General features: G+C 62.3%; 15 protein-coding genes. 11 read left to right on the forward strand and 4 right to left on the reverse strand.

Translation table 11 applies throughout. The features are described 5' to 3' along the window. Positions 1–202 precede the first annotated feature (202 nt). From rpsM to truA, 6 genes are all read left to right on the forward strand, one after another. Positions 203–577, forward strand: coding sequence for a 30S ribosomal protein S13 (gene rpsM, locus M0639_RS09315; RefSeq protein WP_003940834.1), 375 nt, complete (start codon positions 203–205; stop codon positions 575–577). Beyond that, positions 577–990: a 30S ribosomal protein S11 gene (gene rpsK / locus M0639_RS09320; RefSeq protein ID WP_003940683.1), complete on the forward strand. Its 414-nt coding sequence runs from the start codon at positions 577–579 to the stop codon at positions 988–990. Before rpsM ends, rpsK begins: the two co-directional genes overlap by 1 nt. A gap of 22 nt (positions 991–1,012) precedes the next feature. After that, positions 1,013–1,618 (forward strand): 30S ribosomal protein S4, encoded by a 606-nt coding sequence (rpsD, locus tag M0639_RS09325; protein ID WP_003940769.1) that lies wholly within the window; start codon positions 1,013–1,015, stop codon positions 1,616–1,618. Positions 1,619–1,738: 120 nt separating this feature from the next. Further along, positions 1,739–2,800: a DNA-directed RNA polymerase subunit alpha gene (locus tag M0639_RS09330; protein ID WP_003941016.1), complete on the forward strand. Its 1,062-nt coding sequence runs from the start codon at positions 1,739–1,741 to the stop codon at positions 2,798–2,800. Between the two features lie 29 nt (positions 2,801–2,829). Then, entirely contained in the window at positions 2,830–3,387 is a 558-nt protein-coding gene (rplQ, locus tag M0639_RS09335) for a 50S ribosomal protein L17 (protein WP_003940748.1), read from the forward strand. 6 nt (positions 3,388–3,393) lie between these two features. Next, entirely contained in the window at positions 3,394–4,278 is an 885-nt protein-coding gene (gene truA / locus M0639_RS09340) for a tRNA pseudouridine(38-40) synthase TruA (protein WP_064073936.1), read from the forward strand. A 57-nt stretch (positions 4,279–4,335) separates the two neighbouring features. Here the strand turns inward: truA and M0639_RS09345 are convergent, their stop codons facing one another. Next, on the reverse strand, positions 4,336–5,478 hold the full coding sequence (locus M0639_RS09345; RefSeq protein ID WP_019747558.1) for an acyl-CoA dehydrogenase family protein: 1,143 nt from the start codon (positions 5,476–5,478) through the stop codon (positions 4,336–4,338). A 57-nt stretch (positions 5,479–5,535) separates the two neighbouring features. On the opposite strand from M0639_RS09345, the gene M0639_RS09350 reads away from it, so the two are divergent. After that, positions 5,536–6,114, forward strand: coding sequence for a TetR/AcrR family transcriptional regulator (locus M0639_RS09350; RefSeq protein WP_003940885.1), 579 nt, complete (start codon positions 5,536–5,538; stop codon positions 6,112–6,114). 22 nt (positions 6,115–6,136) lie between these two features. Then, positions 6,137–6,694: an NADPH-dependent FMN reductase gene (locus M0639_RS09355; protein WP_003940967.1), complete on the forward strand. Its 558-nt coding sequence runs from the start codon at positions 6,137–6,139 to the stop codon at positions 6,692–6,694. 16 nt (positions 6,695–6,710) lie between these two features. On the opposite strand, the gene eccE is transcribed toward M0639_RS09355, so the two are convergent. Then, positions 6,711–8,351, reverse strand: a complete 1,641-nt coding sequence (gene eccE, locus M0639_RS09360; RefSeq protein ID WP_064073935.1) for a type VII secretion protein EccE — start codon at positions 8,349–8,351, stop codon at positions 6,711–6,713. 97 nt (positions 8,352–8,448) lie between these two features. On the opposite strand from eccE, the gene eccB reads away from it, so the two are divergent. Further along, entirely contained in the window at positions 8,449–9,915 is a 1,467-nt protein-coding gene (eccB, locus tag M0639_RS09365; protein WP_082893135.1) for a type VII secretion protein EccB, read from the forward strand. A gap of 14 nt (positions 9,916–9,929) precedes the next feature. Here the strand turns inward: eccB and mycP are convergent, their stop codons facing one another. Continuing rightward, complete coding sequence (mycP, locus tag M0639_RS09370; RefSeq protein ID WP_064073934.1) at positions 9,930–11,342, reverse strand: type VII secretion-associated serine protease mycosin; 1,413 nt, start codon at positions 11,340–11,342, stop codon at positions 9,930–9,932. A gap of 14 nt (positions 11,343–11,356) precedes the next feature. Further along, entirely contained in the window at positions 11,357–12,823 is a 1,467-nt protein-coding gene (eccD, locus tag M0639_RS09375) for a type VII secretion integral membrane protein EccD (RefSeq protein ID WP_064073945.1), read from the reverse strand. A 235-nt stretch (positions 12,824–13,058) separates the two neighbouring features. On the opposite strand from eccD, the gene eccCa reads away from it, so the two are divergent. Next, positions 13,059–17,063, forward strand: coding sequence for a type VII secretion protein EccCa (eccCa, locus tag M0639_RS09380; RefSeq protein WP_064073943.1), 4,005 nt, complete (start codon positions 13,059–13,061; stop codon positions 17,061–17,063). Further along, positions 17,060–18,562: a type VII secretion-associated protein gene (locus M0639_RS09385; RefSeq protein WP_064073944.1), complete on the forward strand. Its 1,503-nt coding sequence runs from the start codon at positions 17,060–17,062 to the stop codon at positions 18,560–18,562. Before eccCa ends, M0639_RS09385 begins: the two co-directional genes overlap by 4 nt. Positions 18,563–18,634 lie beyond the last annotated feature (72 nt).

Raw genomic sequence — 18,634 nt, forward strand, 5'->3', positions numbered from 1 at the left:
AGTACCAGCCATTGTTGACGAGACCCCACGCGATCGTTCACCGATCGCCAAGGTCGGACAATGGTTCACCCCCGGCACGGAGGCCGGGGCCCCACTGAGTTAGTTGATGAGATCATCTGCGCCTTCGGGCGTCGGTACTCGGCAAGAGGCACAGGGGAAGGGCTGGGAGCAGACCTCCGCACACCGATAAGGAAATGCCACCATGGCACGTCTCTCTGGTGTTGATCTTCCTCGCGAAAAGCGCATGGAGATCGCACTGACATACATCTACGGCATCGGCCGTACCCGCTCCAAGGAAATCCTTGACGCCACCGGCGTCAGCCCGGATCTCCGGAGCAAGGACCTCTCGGACGAGGACCTGGCAAAGCTCCGCGAGTACATCGAGGAGTCGCTCAAGGTCGAGGGTGACCTTCGCCGCGAGGTTCAGGCCGACATCCGTCGCAAGATCGAGATCGGCTGCTACCAGGGCCTGCGCCACCGTCGTGGTCTGCCCGTGCGTGGTCAGCGCACCAAGACCAACGCCCGTACCCGTAAGGGTCCGAAGCGCACCATTGCCGGCAAGAAGAAGGCGAAGTAATGCCCCCGAAGTCACGTAGCACCGGTCCGAAGAAGACCCAGAAGACGCGTCGCAGGGATAAGAAGAACATCCCGCACGGCGCCGCTCACATCAAGAGCACCTTCAACAACACCATCGTGTCCATCACGGACCCCGCCGGAAATGTCATTTCCTGGGCGTCTTCGGGACACGTCGGCTTCAAGGGTTCGCGTAAGTCGACTCCCTTCGCCGCTCAGCTTGCTGCTGAGAGCGCTGCCCGTAAGGCGCAGGAGCACGGTGTCAAGAAGGTTGACGTCTTCGTCAAGGGACCGGGATCCGGTCGCGAGACCGCAATCCGTTCCCTCCAGGCCGCTGGCCTCGAGGTCGGCACCATTTCCGATGTAACCCCCCAGCCGCACAACGGCTGCCGTCCGCCCAAGCGGCGTCGGGTATAGCGGGAAGGATAGGTAGAAGAAAATGGCACGTTATACCGGACCCATCACCCGCAAGTCGCGTCGTCTGCGCGTCGACCTCGTTGGAGGCGACCAGGCATTCGAGCGTCGCCCGTACCCGCCCGGACAGCACGGCCGCGCGCGTATCAAGGAGAGCGAGTACCTGCTCCAGCTGCAGGAGAAGCAGAAGGCTCGCTTCACCTACGGCGTCATGGAGAAGCAGTTCCGCCTGTACTACAAGGAGGCGAACAACCGCCCCGGCAAGACCGGCGAGAACCTGCTTCGCATCCTCGAGTCGCGTCTCGACAACGTCGTGTACCGCGCAGGCCTCGCTCGCACGCGCCGTCAGGCACGTCAGCTGGTCACGCACGGTCACCTTCTCGTGAACAACAAGAAGGTCGACATCCCGAGCTACCGCGTCTCGCAGTACGACATCATCGATGTCAAGGAGAAGTCGCTCTCCACGCTTCCGTTCCAGGTTGCGCGTGAGACCGTCGGCGATCGCCCGGTTCCCGGGTGGCTGCAGGTTGTCGGCTCGCGTCTGCGGATCCTGGTTCACCAGCTTCCCGAGCGCGCGCAGATCGACATCGCTCTGCAGGAACAGCTCATCGTCGAGTACTACTCGAAGTAAGGCGCTTCGCACCCCGTGAGTGGTTGAGGAGTCTCCGGACTCCTCAACCACTCACAGGGCCGCAGGCCCTTTCCCATCGTGGGCGTCAAATAGTGGACGTCCGTACAGGAGGAAATACCAATGCTCATTTCTCAGCGACCCACGCTGACCGAAGAGGTCATCGCTGATAACCGCTCGAAGTTCGTCATCGAGCCCCTGGAGCCAGGTTTCGGGTACACGCTCGGCAATTCGCTGCGCCGCACGCTGCTCTCGTCGATCCCCGGCGCTGCTGTCACCAGCATCCGTATCGACGGCGTTCTCCACGAGTTCACCACCGTCCCGGGCGTGAAGGAAGATGTCACCGACATCATCCTGAACCTCAAGGGCCTCGTCGTGAACTCCGAAGAGGACGAGCCGGTCACCATGTACGTCCGCAAGCAGGGCCCCGGCGCTGTTACTGCGGGCGACATCGTGCCCCCGGCAGGCGTCACCGTGAACAACCCTGATCTGCACATCGCCACCCTGAACGACAAGGGAAAGCTGGAGATCGAGCTCGTAGTCGAGCGCGGTCGTGGCTATGTCCCCGCCGTTCAGAACAAGGCGTCCGGCGCAGAGATCGGCCGTATCCCGGTCGACTCGATCTACTCGCCGGTGCTCAAGGTCACCTACAAGGTGGAGGCCACTCGCGTCGAACAGCGCACCGACTTCGATCGGCTCGTTCTCGACGTGGAAACGAAGAACTCCATCACCGCACGGGACGCGCTCGCTTCGGCGGGCAAGACCCTGGTTGAGCTCTTCGGCCTGGCCCGTGAGCTGAACGTCGAAGCAGAAGGAATCGAGATCGGACCCTCGCCTGCCGAGGCCGATCACATCGCTTCCTTCGGACTCCCCATCGAGGATCTGGACCTCACGGTCCGCTCCTACAACTGCCTCAAGCGCGAAGGTGTTCACACCGTCGGTGAGCTTGTCGGCCGTACCGAGTCCGATCTGCTCGACATCCGCAACTTCGGACAGAAGTCCATCGACGAGGTCAAGGTCAAGCTGCATTCGCTCGGCCTGTCCCTCAAGGACAGCCCCGCATCCTTCGATCCCACCACCGTTGCCGGCTACGACGCCGCCACCGGAACGTGGAGTGACACTGATGCCGGTTCCTTCGGCGATGCCGAAGGTACCGAGGACTACGCCGAGACCGAACAGCTGTAGCAGCTCAGGTCCTTTACTAGGAGATCATCATGCCCAAGCCCAAGAAGGGTGCCCGCTTCGGCGGGTCGGCTTCCCACCAGAAGGCGATTTTCGCCAATCTGGCTACCGCGCTCTTCGAGCACGGTCGCATCACCACCACCGAGTCCAAGGCCAAGGCATTGCGCCCCTACGCCGAGAAGCTCGTCACGCACGCAAAGGCCGGCACGCTGGCTCACCGTCGTGAGGTGCTGAAGGTCATCCGCAACAAGGATGTCGTTCACACCCTGTTCGCCGAGATCGGCCCGTTCTACGCGGACCGTAACGGTGGATACACCCGCATCATCAAGACGATCCCCCGCAAGGGTGATAACGCTCCGATGGCAATCATCGAGCTCGTCAAGGAAAAGACCGTCACCTCCGAGGCTGACCGCGCTCGTCGCGTCAAGTCCTCGCAGGAAGCTCCCGCCGCAGAGAACGTCGTCGAGGCCGTAGAGGCCGACGCGACCGAGGCTGAGGTCGAGAACGCTGACGCAGTCGTCGAGGCCATCGAGAACGAGACCGCAACTGCGGCCGACGCTCCCGAGGCCGAAGAGGCCAAGAAGGACTAGTCTCCCTTGGTTTCGGCACACGCTGAATCGAACGAGCCCGCCGCCCCCATCGGGGACGGCGGGCTCGTTCGATTGCGGCTCGACATCTCCTACGACGGCACCGACTTCTCGGGTTGGGCCCGCCAGACCGATCTGCGCACCGTGTGCGGTGAGATCGAAGACAAGTTGGGAACGGTGCTTCGACGCCCGGTTCAGTTGACCGTTGCCGGTCGAACCGACGCCGGTGTCCACGCCACCGGTCAGGTAGCGCACGTCGACGTTCCGGGAGAGTTGCTCCCGGACGATCCGTCTCGACTCGTGCGCAGACTTGCACGATTTCTGCCCAAGGACGTTCGGGTCAAACAGATATCGGTGGTTCCGGGTGACTTCGATGCGCGCTTCTCCGCGATGCGACGTTATTACGAGTACCGGGTGACCAACGCGGCGTTCGGAGTGGAACCACTACGCGCACGCGACACCGTCTCGTATCCCAAACCACTCGATCTCGGAGCGATGCAGGATGCGTCGAATCGGCTGCTGGGTCTGCACAACTTCGCGGCATTCTGCAAGCGTCGAGAAGGCGCTACGACGGTGCGGGAGCTGCAGCGTTTCGACTGGACCCAAGAGGGCACGGTGTTCACGGCGTACGTGAATGCCGATGCGTTCTGCTGGTCGATGGTTCGCAGTCTTGTCGGCGCAGTCCTCTCCGTCGGTGAGGGACGGCGCACCGCCGACTGGGTGGCAGGGTTGCTCGACGAAACGTCGCGATCCAGTTCCATCCTCGTTGCTCCGGCGCACGGACTTTCGTTGGTCCGCGTGGACTACCCCGACTACTCGGAACTGGCTGCCCGCAACGCGATTACCCGTGAGACCCGCGAGATTCCGTCTTCGGGTGGATGCTGCGGTGACTGAACATCACCATGCAAAATGCCCTCCCACTCTGTGTGGGAGGGCATTCGTACCGGGGGGCTATCCCGCCAGTTGGCGCGCGATGACCAATCGCTGAATCTGGTTGGTGCCCTCGAAGATCTGCGTGATCTTGGCCTCGCGCATGTAGCGCTCGACGGGGAAGTCCTGGGTGTATCCGTACCCGCCGAATACCTGAACGGCGTCGGTGGTGACCTTCATTGCCGCGTCGGTGGCCACGAGCTTGGCGACGCTCGCGTTGCGTGAATACGGAACTCCGGCGTCGCGGCGGCGGGCTGCATCGAGGTAGGTGGCTCGCGCGGAGTCGACTGCGGCAGCCATGTCCGCGAGCACGAAACCGAGTCCCTGGTGATCGATGATCCGCTTGCCGAATGCCTTGCGCTCCTTCGCGTAAGCGACCGCGTCGTCGAGCGCGCCTTGAGCGATTCCGACGGCAACGGCGGCGATTCCGAGTCGGCCGGAGTCGAGAGCGCTGAAGGCGATCGGCAGCCCCTGGCCGCGCTGACCGATCAATCGCTCCTCAGGAATGAAGGCGTCGTCGTAATTCGCGGAGGCAGTGGGGACCGCGCGTAGCCCCATCTTCTCTTCGGGTTTTCCGAAGCTGAGGCCTTCGGTGTCCTTGTCCACCAGGAGGCAGGAGACGCCGCGTGAACCGTCGTCACTGGTGCGTGCGAAGAGATTGTAGAAGTCCGCCTTGCCGCCGTTGGTGATCCAGGCTTTCGAGCCGTTGACGCGGTAGCCGCCGTCGGTGGGCGTCGCCTTGCACGACAACGCGGCGGCGTCGGATCCGGCCTGCGCTTCGGAAAGGCTGTACGCGCCGATGGTGTTGCCGCCCAGCATGTCCGGTAGCCAGCGCTTCTTCTGTTCGTCGGTGCCGAAGGTGAACAGCGGGAAGCACGACAGGCTGTGCACGCTCACCGCCACTGCAACCGCTGCCCAGCGTGAGGCGATCTCTTCGAGCACTTGGAGGTACACCTCGTACGGCTGATCGCCGCCGCCGAACTCCTCGGGATACGGAAGGCTCAGCAGACCCGCCTGTCCGAGTGCGGGGAACACTCCGTCTGGATACTTCTCGGCCTTCTCGTATTCGTTGACCTTGGGCGCGAGTACCTTGTCCGCGACATCACGCGTCAGTTCGATGAGATCGCGAGCTTCTTGGCTGGGCATCAGGCGTTCGACGGGCACGGTCGGCTCCTAGCTAGGTAATAGTACTGAGAACGATACTGCAGTACTGTTCTAGGTATGGCAAGGCTGGTTCACAAGACGACTGCGCGCAGGGCAGAGTTGTTCGATCAATTGGTCGAACTGTTCTTGAGTGAGGGTTTCGCCCACCTCACGCTCGACGAGATCTCAGCTCGTCTGCACTGCTCCAAGAGCACCTTGTACACCGTGGCGGCCGGCAAAGAGGATCTGGTGCGGGCTGTGACAGTGCACTTCTTCCGGGCGGCGACCGATGCAGTGGAGAGTGCAGTCGCCGCCGAAACGGCCCCGACTCGTCGAGTCGCGGTGTATCTCGAAGCAGTGGGTGATCGGCTGTCCGCGGCGTCCAGTCAGTTCATGGAAGACCTGGCCGAATCGGTGTCGGCGAGCCAGGTCTACGAGAAGAACACGTCGATCGCTGCTGATCGTGTGCGATCGCTCATCGTCGAGGGAGTCGATTCGGGCGCCTTCCGGCAGGTACACGCATCATTTGTCGCCGATGCCGCTGCGGCGACGATGGTTCGGATCCAGCAACGCGCGGTCTACCGGGCAACTGGTCTGGACGATGCCAGCGCTTATCGGGAACTGGCAGCACTCATCACGGACGGGATCACTGCGTGATCAGTCGCTAGCATCGACGTTCATGGCACCTTTGAACGTCGAAGTCATCGTAGGTTCGGTCCGCGAGGGGCGAATGGGACGAGCAGTGGCGGACTGGTTTGTCGAGCGCGCAACCGCGAACCCGTCGTGGAACGTATCGGTGATCGACCTCAGAGAGCTGTCGTTGCCCCAGGATTTCTCGGATTCACCTGCCACGGAGGTTTTCCGCCGGCGAATCGGGCGCGCCGACGCTGTTGTCGCCGTGACCTCCGAATACAACCACGGGTATCCGGCTGCTCTCAAGACCGCATTCGATTCGGTGAAACACGAGTGGCGTGCCAAGCCGATCGGATTCGTGTCCTACGGCGGGATTTCAGGTGGTGTTCGGGCCGTCGAGCAACTGAGGCAAGTGGTGGCGGAGTTGCACATGGTCTCGGTGCGTCAAAGCGTGACCATCCACCGGGTGCGTAAGCAATTCGGACACGAGCCGTACGGCGTCGATTCGATTGCGATCGATGCAAGCGAGAAGATGATTCGTGAATTGGATTGGTGGGGAAGCGGATTGCGGATGCAACGTGCAAGTGATCCCTATCCCGGCTGATCTTGGACATACGCGATCACGCCATCTGGTGAGCGTCGCCGGCTCGTGGACGGCCGATGAACGATGTCTCGGAAGCGATGGTCACCAGAGTCAGGTCGACGCGTGTACGGCCGGTTTCGACCGTGATCTTGTCACCGAGTGCGAATGGCTGGACTATCGAGATTTCAGGGTCGACCCGAGGCCATTGGCGTGGATGTCCGTACACATAGATTGCGGTCACGCCGGCACGCGGAGATAACCCCTCGACGCCGTCGAACACGACAGTGTTGAAGGCGCCCTCAGGCCCACCGCCCTGCCCGGACACGCGGAGTCGGTCAGGCACTCCCATCGAGTCGGTGAGCGCGGTCCACGCTTGCGGTCGATCGGTGTGGACGAGTACCAGTGCGCCGGTCGCGATGGCTCGAAAGATCAACTGCTGAGCCAGATAGAGTTCGCCGGCGACAAGAACGGTGTTGACGCCCGGCCCCGAAATTCTGGCCGCGACACCGTGCCCGTTTCGGTCCGAGCCGACGAGTTGGCCGCACCCGGCAAGGGGTAGAGCGAGTGAGTCGAGTGTGCCCCCGTCCATGCGAACGCCCGGCGTGATGCCGTCCAGCGCGGCCAATGCGGTTGGCAAATTGGTCAGCAATCCGTCGCGCTGGCGCCCACGTAGCGAGACCAAACCGGCCAGCGGTGCGTTCTCAGGTGGATTGCGCGTGGTGAAGCGACATGTCGCACTGACCTTCGCCTCTCCGCGTTGTCCGGTGGGTCGTAACCGAATTGTCACGGACGTCCCGACCGTTGCCACTGCCCACACTCGGGTCAGGGTCGCAGTGGTGATGAAACGGGGTTCGATCCCAAATCCGACGTTGGACACGCCAGGCAAGGGGGTACTTCGCCACGTTTCGGTGACCTCGTGGCCGGCCACTCCTCTTGTCACCTGGGCAGTGGACGACGCGATCTCCGGTGCGGTCAGGATCCGCGCCTTGCACCCCGCTGAATCGAGCACCCGGATGACACGATTGGCGGCAACAGCTATCGCGCGGCCGGCGCCCTGTTCGCCCCCGCCCCGGCGTTCGACTGCTGCACCACCCTCCAGCGCGTCGAAACGTAGTGCAAGCCAAACACTTCTGGTGGCGGTGGCTGGTAGTGGTCCGATGAGACGTTCGTAGACTTCGGTGGCAGGCGTTCCCGACGCGGCGCGGTATCCGTGACTGACGATGTCGATGCCGGTGAGTGAGATGTCGTGCTGATAGAGACAATTGGCGAGGGCTGCCGTGGGCAGAAGGTGGGAAGCGTCGAACGAATGACGGCCGATCCTGGTCAGGTAGTCGCGTGGGGGAGCGATCTCGACGACAGCGACGAGCGAAGATCCGTCCACTCGGAGCCCGATGGACTGCTCGGAGGGAGTGTGAAAACTGACGATCGTGCTGCGGTCGACGTCCTTGCGGTGCAGATAGCGAAAGTACCTGACAATCCAGGACATTACCGACCAACCGCCCACATGAAGCAGCATTGATCCGGCAACCACACAACCGATAGCCAGCGCCCAGAACCAATCGAGCCCACTGGCCATCGCGATTCCGCCCGCACCGATTCCGAAAAGCTGTGCCGGCACGAACTCGCGCGTCGAAATCCTGTGTGACGACGGCCAATGCTTCAACCGCGATCGGTCCACGGTTCCTCCCCGATACCTGACCTGCGAACTACCCGAAAATTTCCGCCCCAGCGGAACTGTACTGTGTCTTCGCAAGGGGATGTAAGGCACGGGGGGAATGATGGCTGCGACACCTACCACGCGCTGGCAGGTCAACGGGTACCGATTCTTGGTCAGGCGGATGGAACATGCGCTGGTCAGACGAGACGTGCGGATGCTTCACGATCCGATGCGATCACAGTCGCGCGCGTTCACCGTCGGAATAGTCCTCGCTGCACTGGGATTGGCGGGTTGCGCTGTACTCGCTCTGTTTCGGCCACAGGACAGAATCGGCGATGCAGAGATCGTCGTTGCAAAGGAATCGGGCGCGATGTTCGTCGCCATGGAGGGTACGTTTCGCCCTGTGCTGAACTTGGCCTCCGCACGACTGATTCTGGGTTCGCCAGGAAAACCGGCAATAGTCAAGGCATCCGAGGTCGAGGCGAAACCCCGGGGCGCGCTCGTCGGCATTCCCGGCGCACCGTCCGCGCTGCCGGAATCGGCCGACCCTACCAACGCCGCGTGGACGGTGTGCGATTCCGTCGGATCCGACGGGAGAAAATCGTTGACGACTTCGGTCCTGGTCGGCTCGTCCAATGTCGGCGAAAACACGACATATCTGACGAATGACCGTGCATTCCTGGTGAAGTCGGGTTCCGATCACTTTCTCGTCTACGACGGGAAGCGAGCGGAAATCGATGTGGACGATCCGGCGATCATGCGGGCTTTGGGCCTGGAAGGAGCACAGGCGCGACCGATCAGTATCGGATTCCTCAATTCGATTCCCGAAGTTCCGCGCATCGAGGCTCCGCGAATCCGCCAACTGGGATCGGCGCCCCGGTTTCCTCTGCAGAACAAGACTGTCGGCTCCGTCGTCCAGGTTTCGGTGGGTGCGGACCCGCAGTACTACGTGGTACTCGAGAACGGGATCCAGAAGATCGGTGCGGCGCTCGCCCAACTGATCTACTTTTCGGATTCGCAGGGCGCCACCGGGATCGCGAGCGTCGCCCCTGATGCCATCAGTCGTATTCCCTCGGTGAGTGAGCTGGCCGTCGACTTGTTGCCGCGGGTGGTTCCGGAGATCGTCGATGATCACGGCGCACCTGTCGGCTGTCTGGAATGGGCTCCCGCACCTGCAGTCGAGGGCGGCGAAAGTAGTTCTGCAACGCTGAAACTTGTCGCTGGATTGCAGGTTCCGATCCCGGAGGGTGGCAAGTTGGTGTCCTTGGCGCAGGCGGACGGATCGGGTGACAATCTCGACAACGTCCATGTCGAACAGGGATTCGGCGGATTTGTTCAAGCGACCGGAATCGAGACGAACAGCACCAGGCACGACGGAGTGTTCTACGTAGCCGATACCGGTGTGAAGTACGGCGTACCGGACGAAACCTCCGCTCGCGCGCTCGGATTGACGCGAACGCCTGATCGCGCGCCTTGGCAGATGCTCGACCTACTTGCATCAGGCCCCGCGCTCGAGAAGAGCAATGCACTGATAGCTCACGACGGAATCGCCCCCGATACAGCGCCGGCCGCTCCGGTGAACTGAACACTGCTGACGGTTCAGGGATCGATTTTCTGGCGTTCGGGAAGATGCCGACGAATTACTCGACGAAGAGGCATCGATGCCAACAGCGTCAGTAGAGCGAGGGTGCCGACCGTTCCGGCTCCGACGAGTGCCGTGTCGCGAGATCGGTTGTCGGGGGTCGGCGGCGTGGGTAGGGGATCGATCGACACCGACTGATGGTTGACCTTGACGCGTTCTCCTGGGGCCAATTCGCCCGTCACTGCCGCAAGTGGATCGATGACGCCGTGACCGACGTAGGGATTCCAACCCTGCGCCGGAGCGTGGGCGGTGGCTTCGATACGTTGCATGACCTGAAGCGCAGTCAGTTCCGGGTGAACCGACCGGACCAGTGCGGCGGTTGCCGCGACAAAGGGCGCAGCGAAACTGGTCCCGTTGAACGACTGCACGGCGCCGTCGGAACCGTAGACCCCGTTGGTCAGACCGGGCGCCGTTGGGTGAAGTGAGGTGATTCCGGTGCCGGGCGCCGCCACGTCGACCCATGGACCGCCGAGGCTGAAGGAACTGGCGGCGCCATTGGGGTCTACCGACCCCACTGTGAGGACATAGTCGTCGTACCAAGCCGGACTGGCAATCGTCACAACCGACTTCCATGGATCGGCCAGGGGATTGAGGGGATCCGGCGGCGGATTCTGGTTCTTGCAACCTCCGGATCCGACGTTCCCTGCAGCTGCGACGACTACGACGTTCTTCGCGATCGTGGCGTATTCGATTGCAGCGCCGAGTCGTTGGTCGCTGATCCCGTCCCCGGCAGGCTTACAGGCGACTTCGGAGATGTTGATGACGCTTGCACCCATGTCCGCAGCGTGACGGACGGCCGATGCCATGGTGTCGACGTTTCCGTACCCGGATGAGTTCTCGGCTACAGCAGGGTCTTCGCGTTGGCCGGCCACCGAGAAGGCGGCACTGGACTGCCTGATCGAAATTATCTGTGCGTCCGGCGCAGCTCCGGAGAATCCGGAACCCTCGACTTGCTGGGCGGCGATGAGACCGGCCACGACAGTTCCGTGTGCGTCACAATCGTCGGTGCCGTCGGAGGTACCGACGTAATCACCGCCGCCGTCGAGCGACGGCAGCCGGGGATGTCTGCTGACACCGGTGTCGATGACAGCAATTCGCTGTCCTGCCCCTCTGGTGATCGGCCACACAGAATCGAATCCCAGATCTCGTTGAGAACGTGGAATGTCCGCACCGTCACCACCTGCCACGGCTGGGACGCACAGGGTTCGTTGTTCGGTGGGTTGTGGAGGTGCAGGCGGACCGTCCTCGGGCAGCATTGCAGGATCGATGGGGGAGGGAACCGCGCTCGATGCGCCACCTGCCCCGGCGAGAACGCTGAAGGCAACGATCACGAGACTGGCGCAGATGTTTGTTGCACGTCGAATCACCATCGATCACCGATCGCTCAGAGGCCACGCATGAGCGCGAAGAGGCCACTGACCCAGCAGATCAGCGGAACGATTGCTGCAATCGCAGCGAGGTCCAACAGCTCGGCAGCGCGTCGCATCACGGGGCTGAATGTGTTCTGGGGGGCGAGGATTCCCAGAATCAGTGCCAGGAGGAGAACGGTCATCGTGATGGCGAAGACGACCAATGCATGGTCGCGATGGGTCCATGCCATGTCGCCCAGGAGAACGAGAATCACCGAGATGCCTGCCGCGATGAGTGGCACAGCCTGCTGTGCGCCCGCGTAGGTGCGCCCGCGAAACATCAGCACGACGGCCGTCGCGAATGCGAGAGCAAGATTCGGCCAGACGATCCCCTGACCAGGCCAGGACCACGCGAGTGCGACGGCAGCGACGAGCGCGACCACTGACGTGGCCACGATCAGCCCGGTCAGATAGCTACGCGCCCGCCCTGCCCTTTCCGCCAACTCGGTCAGCCCGGGTAGTTCGGGTTCGGGCAGTCCGTCGCGGTCGTCGTCGAGGGGATTACTCGGCGTCGGAACAGGGGGAAGCGGTAGTCGCGCGAACAACATCGACAGTCGAGCGGTGAACGTGAGAACGATCAATGCGGCGGCAATCACCGCGCCGCTGACGGTCGCGGTGCGCGCCTCGGGAAGCGTGGTAGTGACGGCAAAGGTGCCCACCGCCGCGAGAAGGACGACGAGAAGTGCTGTGAAGACAGCTAATCCGGCGCCGCACAAGCGGAAGCAGATCAGAGTTACCGCAGCGGCAAATGCCGAACCGAGAAGCAGATGAGCCGAAAGAACAGTGCCGGGCACGCAGAGTGCGCCGGAGACGAACGCCAGTGGCACCGAAGCGCATCCGAGCGTGACGGAACTTCCAGAGTCTCCGTACACCCGCGCTGCCACGACGGCGGCGACGGTGAGCACCAAAGACGTCACTCCGCCGCAGACGGCGCCGATCAGTCCCGTGTCGCCGAGGACCAGGGCGAGGGCCGCGACGAGCGCAGCGACGAGGGCGGCGGTCGAGCCGACAATGCGCGCGGTGACCGGAGTCCAGCGTCGGTAGACGTCCGCATCCGTGGCCGCGACGGTGTACATGATGTCGTCGAAGAGTGGGGGCGGGGCAGCGGTGTCCGAGGCCTCGAGTACGAGCAATTCTCCATCGCGGATTCCGTGCTCGTGCAGCGACAGCGTCGGTGCCAGCGGTGCCCTGCCGACTTTCGACAGAGTCCAGTCGACGGGCTCGAATTGTTCGGTGGTGTGGTCGAACTCGTTGAAATTGCTGTGGTTGACAATTGTGTCCACAATGCCCGGAATGACCACGGTGAGTGGAACACGAAGCGGCACCGCAAGATCCACCTGCGAATGGGCTGAAAGTACCGTCAACCTGCACAGTTCGGCAGAATGACTCGCGCCTCGTCCGTTTCCGGTGTTCGCAGCGCTGGTTGTAGTGGTGCTGGTCAAGATCTGTCCCCTCCCATGACGCGATTCCCCCTTCGCGTCACCCCAGTTCACCCGAACAATACGACATGAACTGCGCGCCTGTATCGGAGACAGCGCCGACAACAGGTGGCACCGACCCGAGTGTCGGTGTTGTGATCTACTCTCTTGCAATTGCGCGAGTACGCCTTGGGGGGCCGGCGGTAGTCGGACGAGGCGCCTGGCGGCAACAGCTGCAGCACCGATGGGGGTGGGTGAATTGAGCACTGTCAGATTTGCGCGTCGAGCACGACGTGAATCGCCGCGCACACCGGGCGGCGAGGTGACGCTTCAGGCCCCACCGGAGATACCTCGCGTCACGCCGGGAAACCTACTGACCAAACTACTTCCGGTGATCATGGTGGTTGCCATGATCGGCATGGTGGCGCTGATGTTCTCTTCCGGCATGGCGCGCAATCCGATGTCCCTGCTGTTTCCGGTCATGATGATGGTGTCGATGCTCGGAATGCTCGCCGGGGGCGGTCGTAGCGGTGGAGCAAGAGCGTCCGAAGCGAACGAGGACCGCAAGGACTACCTCCGGTACCTGGATCAGATGCGTAGTGATGTTGCTGCGACGTCTGGTGCGCAGCGTGCTGCTCTCGAGTGGAGCAATCCCGAGCCGTCGCTGCTCTGGACACTGGCCGGGACTGTGCGGATGTGGGAGCGTCAGATCACCGACTCGGACTACTGCCACGTTCGGGTAGGTCTGGGTACACAGCGATTGGCCACCAGACTCGTGTCTCCGGAGACCGGGCCGGTCGAGGATCTCGAACCCGTCGCTGCTGTCTCACTTCGGCGATTCGTCCGTGCACATTCGGTTGTGCAGGACCTGCCGACCGCCGTCTCGCTTCGCGGATTTGCTGCGATGTCCATCGAGGGGCAGAGAGATTCCGCTCGTGCGCTTGTCCGCTCGATGTTGATGCAGCTGTGCACATTCCACGGTCCGGACACGCTCCAAGTTGCGGTGGTGTGCGGTCCCGATACCGAATCCGAGTGGGAGTGGGTCAAGTGGCTCCCACACGTGCAACACCCGCAGTCTCAGGACGGCACCGGCACTGCACGCATGGTGTTCGGTTCGTATCTCGAATTCGAAAGTTCCCTCGGGGAACCGCTTTCGATGCGTGCTCGATTCGCTCGCAACACTCCAGCCAGTGCGGGCGTTCCGCATCTCGTGCTGGTCGTGGACGGTGGCTTACTCGAAGGTGACACCGGCCTGTTGTCCGAATTCGGGCTCGACTCGGTGACTGTCCTCGACCTCTGCGGGTTCTGCCCGCGGCTGGTGGCGACGCGTGGGTTGCGACTGGTCGTCGGTAGCGATCAGATCGGCGCGGTGAGCAGCGCAGGAGTTGAGAACTTTGCGAGGCCTGACGCTGCGACGACGAGCCTGGCGCAGGCGTTCGGGCGTCGCATCGCACCGTTCCGTGCGGCATCGCAGAATGCCGTCGACGCAGCTGACGACGACCGATCCCTTCGGACGTGGAGCCAGATGTTGGGGATAGGAAACGTTGCGAGGTTCAATCCTGAGCATGGCTGGCTTCCACGTCAGGGGCGCGACCGACTCCGCGTGCCGATCGGTGTCGGACAAGACGGAAACCCCGTCGAACTGGATCTGAAGGAGTCGGCCGAGAACGGTATGGGTCCGCACGGGCTGTGTATCGGAGCCACCGGTTCTGGCAAGTCGGAGTTCCTGCGAACCTTGGTGCTCGGCCTGATCGCGACCCACTCTCCCGACGCACTGAACCTCGTCCTGATCGACTTCAAAGGTGGTGCAACCTTTCTCGGCCTCGAGGAGGCACCGCATGTTGCTGCGATCATCACCAACCTTGCCGAGGAATTGGCGATGGTCGATCGTATGAAGGACGCGCTCGCCGGCGAAATGAATCGTCGACAAGAACTGTTGCGTGCGGCAGGAAACTTCGCAAACGTGTCCGATTACGAGAGGGCGAGGCTGGCCGGCGCTGCACTCGATCCGTTACCGGCACTCTTCGTGGTCGTCGACGAGTTTTCCGAACTGCTCAGTCAACAGCCGGAATTTGCCGAATTGTTCGTGGCCATCGGGCGATTGGGCAGGTCACTTCACATTCACCTGCTGCTGGCCAGTCAGCGACTCGACGAAGGAAAGCTTCGGGGTCTCGACAGCCATCTTTCGTATCGCGTCGGGTTGAAAACGTTCTCGGCGAACGAGTCTCGTTCCGTCCTCGGCGTTCCCGATGCTTATCACCTTCCGGGTACACCCGGTGCGGGATACCTGAAGTCCGATTCTGCTGAGATCGTTCGCTTCCAAGGTGCGTACGTGTCAGGCCCGTACGAGGGCGAGCGGATCGTGCCCACTCGATTCTCGGTCGATTCCCCCGTCGAACTGGCGCCGCTGCCGTTTACCGCGAAGCCCGTGATCGGACCAGAGGCCGTTGTCGTTCCCGTCGAGCCCGACGTCGTCGACATGGGTGAAATCGGTGACGATGCACGTACTCTCATGGGAGTCCTCGTAGACCGCATGCGCGGTCACGGTCCACGTGCGCATGAAGTGTGGCTCCCGCCGCTCGAGTCATCTCCGACGCTTGACCAGTTGTTGCCGCGGTGGGCGACCGGTGATCAACCTCGCGGAAATCTGAGCGCACCCTTCGGCATAGTCGACAGGCCGTTCGATCAGCGCCGCGATCTACTCGTCGCCGATCTCAACGGATCGACTGGCAACCTCGCGATTGTCGGCGGCCCGCAGTCGGGAAAGTCGACGGCGTTGCGCACGTTGATCTTGTCTCTGAGCATGACGCACACGCCGGAACAGATTCAGTTCTACTGCCTCGACTTCGGCGGTGGAACGCTCCTCGGATTGAAAGATCTGCCGCACGTCGGATCGGTGGCAAACCGTTTGGATTCCGACCGCGTCCGGCGCACAGTTGCCGAGGTACTCGGTGTGGTCGCCAAACGGGAGCGACTGTTTCGTGACCTCGGCATCGAATCGATGGCCGATTTCCGTAGATTGCGAACAGTTGATCCCGCCGGGGAAGGTGAGGCTGCGGGACTCCGAGAGGACCCGTACGGTGACGTCTTCCTCGTCGTCGACGGTTGGCCAAGCGTTCGTTCGGATTTCGAATCACTCGAGCCCCAGATCAACACGCTCGCCGGTCAAGGTTTGTCCTTCGGTGTACACGTGATCGTCACGACGTCGAGGTGGGCCGAGATCCGGCCGGCGCTCAAGGATCAACTGGGTACTCGCATCGAACTTCGATTGGGTGATCCGGGAGATTCGGATGCGGGTCGCCGGAAAGCCGGCCTGGTGCCGGAAGGTCGACCGGGTCGTGGCATCACTCGCGACGGACTCCACCTTCTCACCGGACTACCTCGAATCGACGGCCTACCGGGTAGTGAGAACTCGAGTACGGCTGTGGTGGCGACGGTCGAACGTATTGCAGCCATGTCGAATTCGCGTCCGGCACCCACCGTGCGGATGCTCCCGGATTCCTACTTGCGGGCGGAACTTCTCGAAGCTGTCGGGACCCGGTGGCCCTCACCGAGTGCGGCCGACGGTCGGTGCCTCACCGTGCCGATCGGGCTCGGTGAGACCGACCTCGCCCCGGTGTACATGGACTTCCGGGAACACCCGCACCTGTTGATATTCGGCGACACCGCGTGTGGGAAGACATCTCTCTTGCGTGGAATAGCCGAAGGGATCATCGCGTCGAACACACCGGCCCAGGCCAAGCTGATTATCGGTGACTATAGGCATTCCCTGCTGGGCGTGGTCGAAGGGAATCACCTCGGCGGGTACTCGGCGTCGTCGACGACCTTCGGTGAGTTGATGGTCGACTTGGCTCGGATCGTCGCTGCCAGAATGCCGAACGCCGAAACAACGCAGCAGCAATTGCGGGAACGGTCGTGGTGGAGTGGGCCGGAGATTTACGTACTGATCGACGACTACGACCTTGTGGCCACACCGAGTGGAAATCCGGTGGCGCCGTTGCTCGAATACATTCCGCACTCCAAGGACATCGGTTTGCACCTGGTTATTGCCCGCCGTTCTGGTGGTGCGGCCAGAGCACTGTACGAGCCGGTCATTGCGAGAATTCGCGACATGGCGCCGGCCGGATTGATCATGAGCGGAAGTCGTGACGAGGGAAATCTCGTCGGCACTGTCCGCGCGTCGGCGATGCCGGAAGGCCGTGGGGTTTACGTTTCCCGCTCGCAAACCCAACTTGTCCAAGTTCCGTGGATGCCACCGCTGTGACCGCTCCGTCCGCAGTGTCGGTCTCGTTACATTGGGGTGCATCGAATATCTGGGTCGTATCGGGTCAACGCGAATTCTGTTGCAGTGCAGACCTCAGACGCGAACCGACGTCGGGCCCCGGTGCGGCCGGTAAGAATGCGATCGATTACATCGACGACGATTATGTCGACGTGGATGGTCGGGTTGTCCCGACAGTCTTGGAGGTGGCCAGGCTGATCTCCAGTGCGATGGACGGGTGCGGAATCGTCGACGCAGACATTCTTCATCTCAGTCATCCCTCGGATTGGGGTGCCCCACGCAGGCGGCGATTGCTCGATGCCGCACGTCGAGTGGCGCACGACGTCGTACTCGTTCCGACGTCGATCGCGGCGGCGAGGTCGGCTCATACGGCTTGGCGATCGCGGTGTGTCGTCCTCGAACTGCGCGGCGGAACGGTGGTCGCTTCTGTTGTCGCTGAGGTCGACGGTGAACTCCGAATCGACGGAACACAAAGTTCGGAGATCGCAGACGTTGCGGGGTTGTTTTCCGCAATCGGGGATCTATCGGTTCGGGACGCTGTGGTGTTGGTCGGGCCGAGCTCTCATGCTGTTGCGGCTTCGCTCGAACGGGGGTCGACGAATGTTCACGGCCACGCGAGCATCCGAATTCTGGACGAGAGCCGGGTGGCTGCGTCTCTGGTGGATCCTCAGACGCTCGTTCGCCAGACAACCGCGCGGGACAGTTCGGGACGAATCGTCGACAATTCGGCTTTTGGCGCCGGGTGGGTAGGCGATACGGATGGCGCGAAGTCGATTCCTGGCGCGGACTCGAATGCCTCTTCGCCGAGTCGCGTCGGCGGGCGGCGCGGAGGCCGTCGATGGTTCGCGGCGGCGCTTGCGGTGGTCGCCGTCGCCGGTGCGGTCGCAGGAACGGTCGTGGTGTCCACTCGCGATCGAAACGACTCTCGGTTGACGGGGTCGGGCGCAGCCACGGCGGAAGACGAAGTAGAGATCGTGGAGGCGTCGAAAGAGCAGGAAACGCCTGCGCCGAAGACTTCGATCTCGTCGATCGAGTCCGGGGCCACGCCGGAACTTACTCGTGTGGACGTGGGAAGCGTTGCGGCAGAAATGCCTTCCGATTGGAAGCTTCTGCCGCGAGGGACCTCGAGCGGGCGTACCGATTTGGTACCCGGTTCGGGTGCGGATCGCAAGATCGTGGTCATCGAGAAACATCTTGCGGAAGGTGTGGGATTCGATTCCGTCGAAGCTGTTTTGCGTCAGCAGTTTTCGACGTTCGAGGACCCCTTGCGGTTCGCAGAGTTTGCTGTGCTCGACGATGCCGCAGGAAAACGGGCAGTGGTGTACGTCGAGTTTCCGGACGATTTCTCCGAGGTGCGTTGGCACGTATACGTCGACAACGGACGGCAAGTGAGTATCGGCTGCCAGTATCTGGTCGGTGAGTGGGGCAGTCTCGAAGCGGACTGCCTGCGGATGTGGCAGTCGGTCGAATTCACACCGTGACCGGATCTGTCGGTTCTGAAAATATTCTTCGGTCGGGCCGGAACCGTTGGTACGAAGGTCGCGTCAAAGTAT

It is taken from the genome of Rhodococcus qingshengii JCM 15477 (assembly GCF_023221595.1).
Taxonomy (GTDB): Bacteria; Actinomycetota; Actinomycetes; order Mycobacteriales; family Mycobacteriaceae; genus Rhodococcus_F; species Rhodococcus_F qingshengii.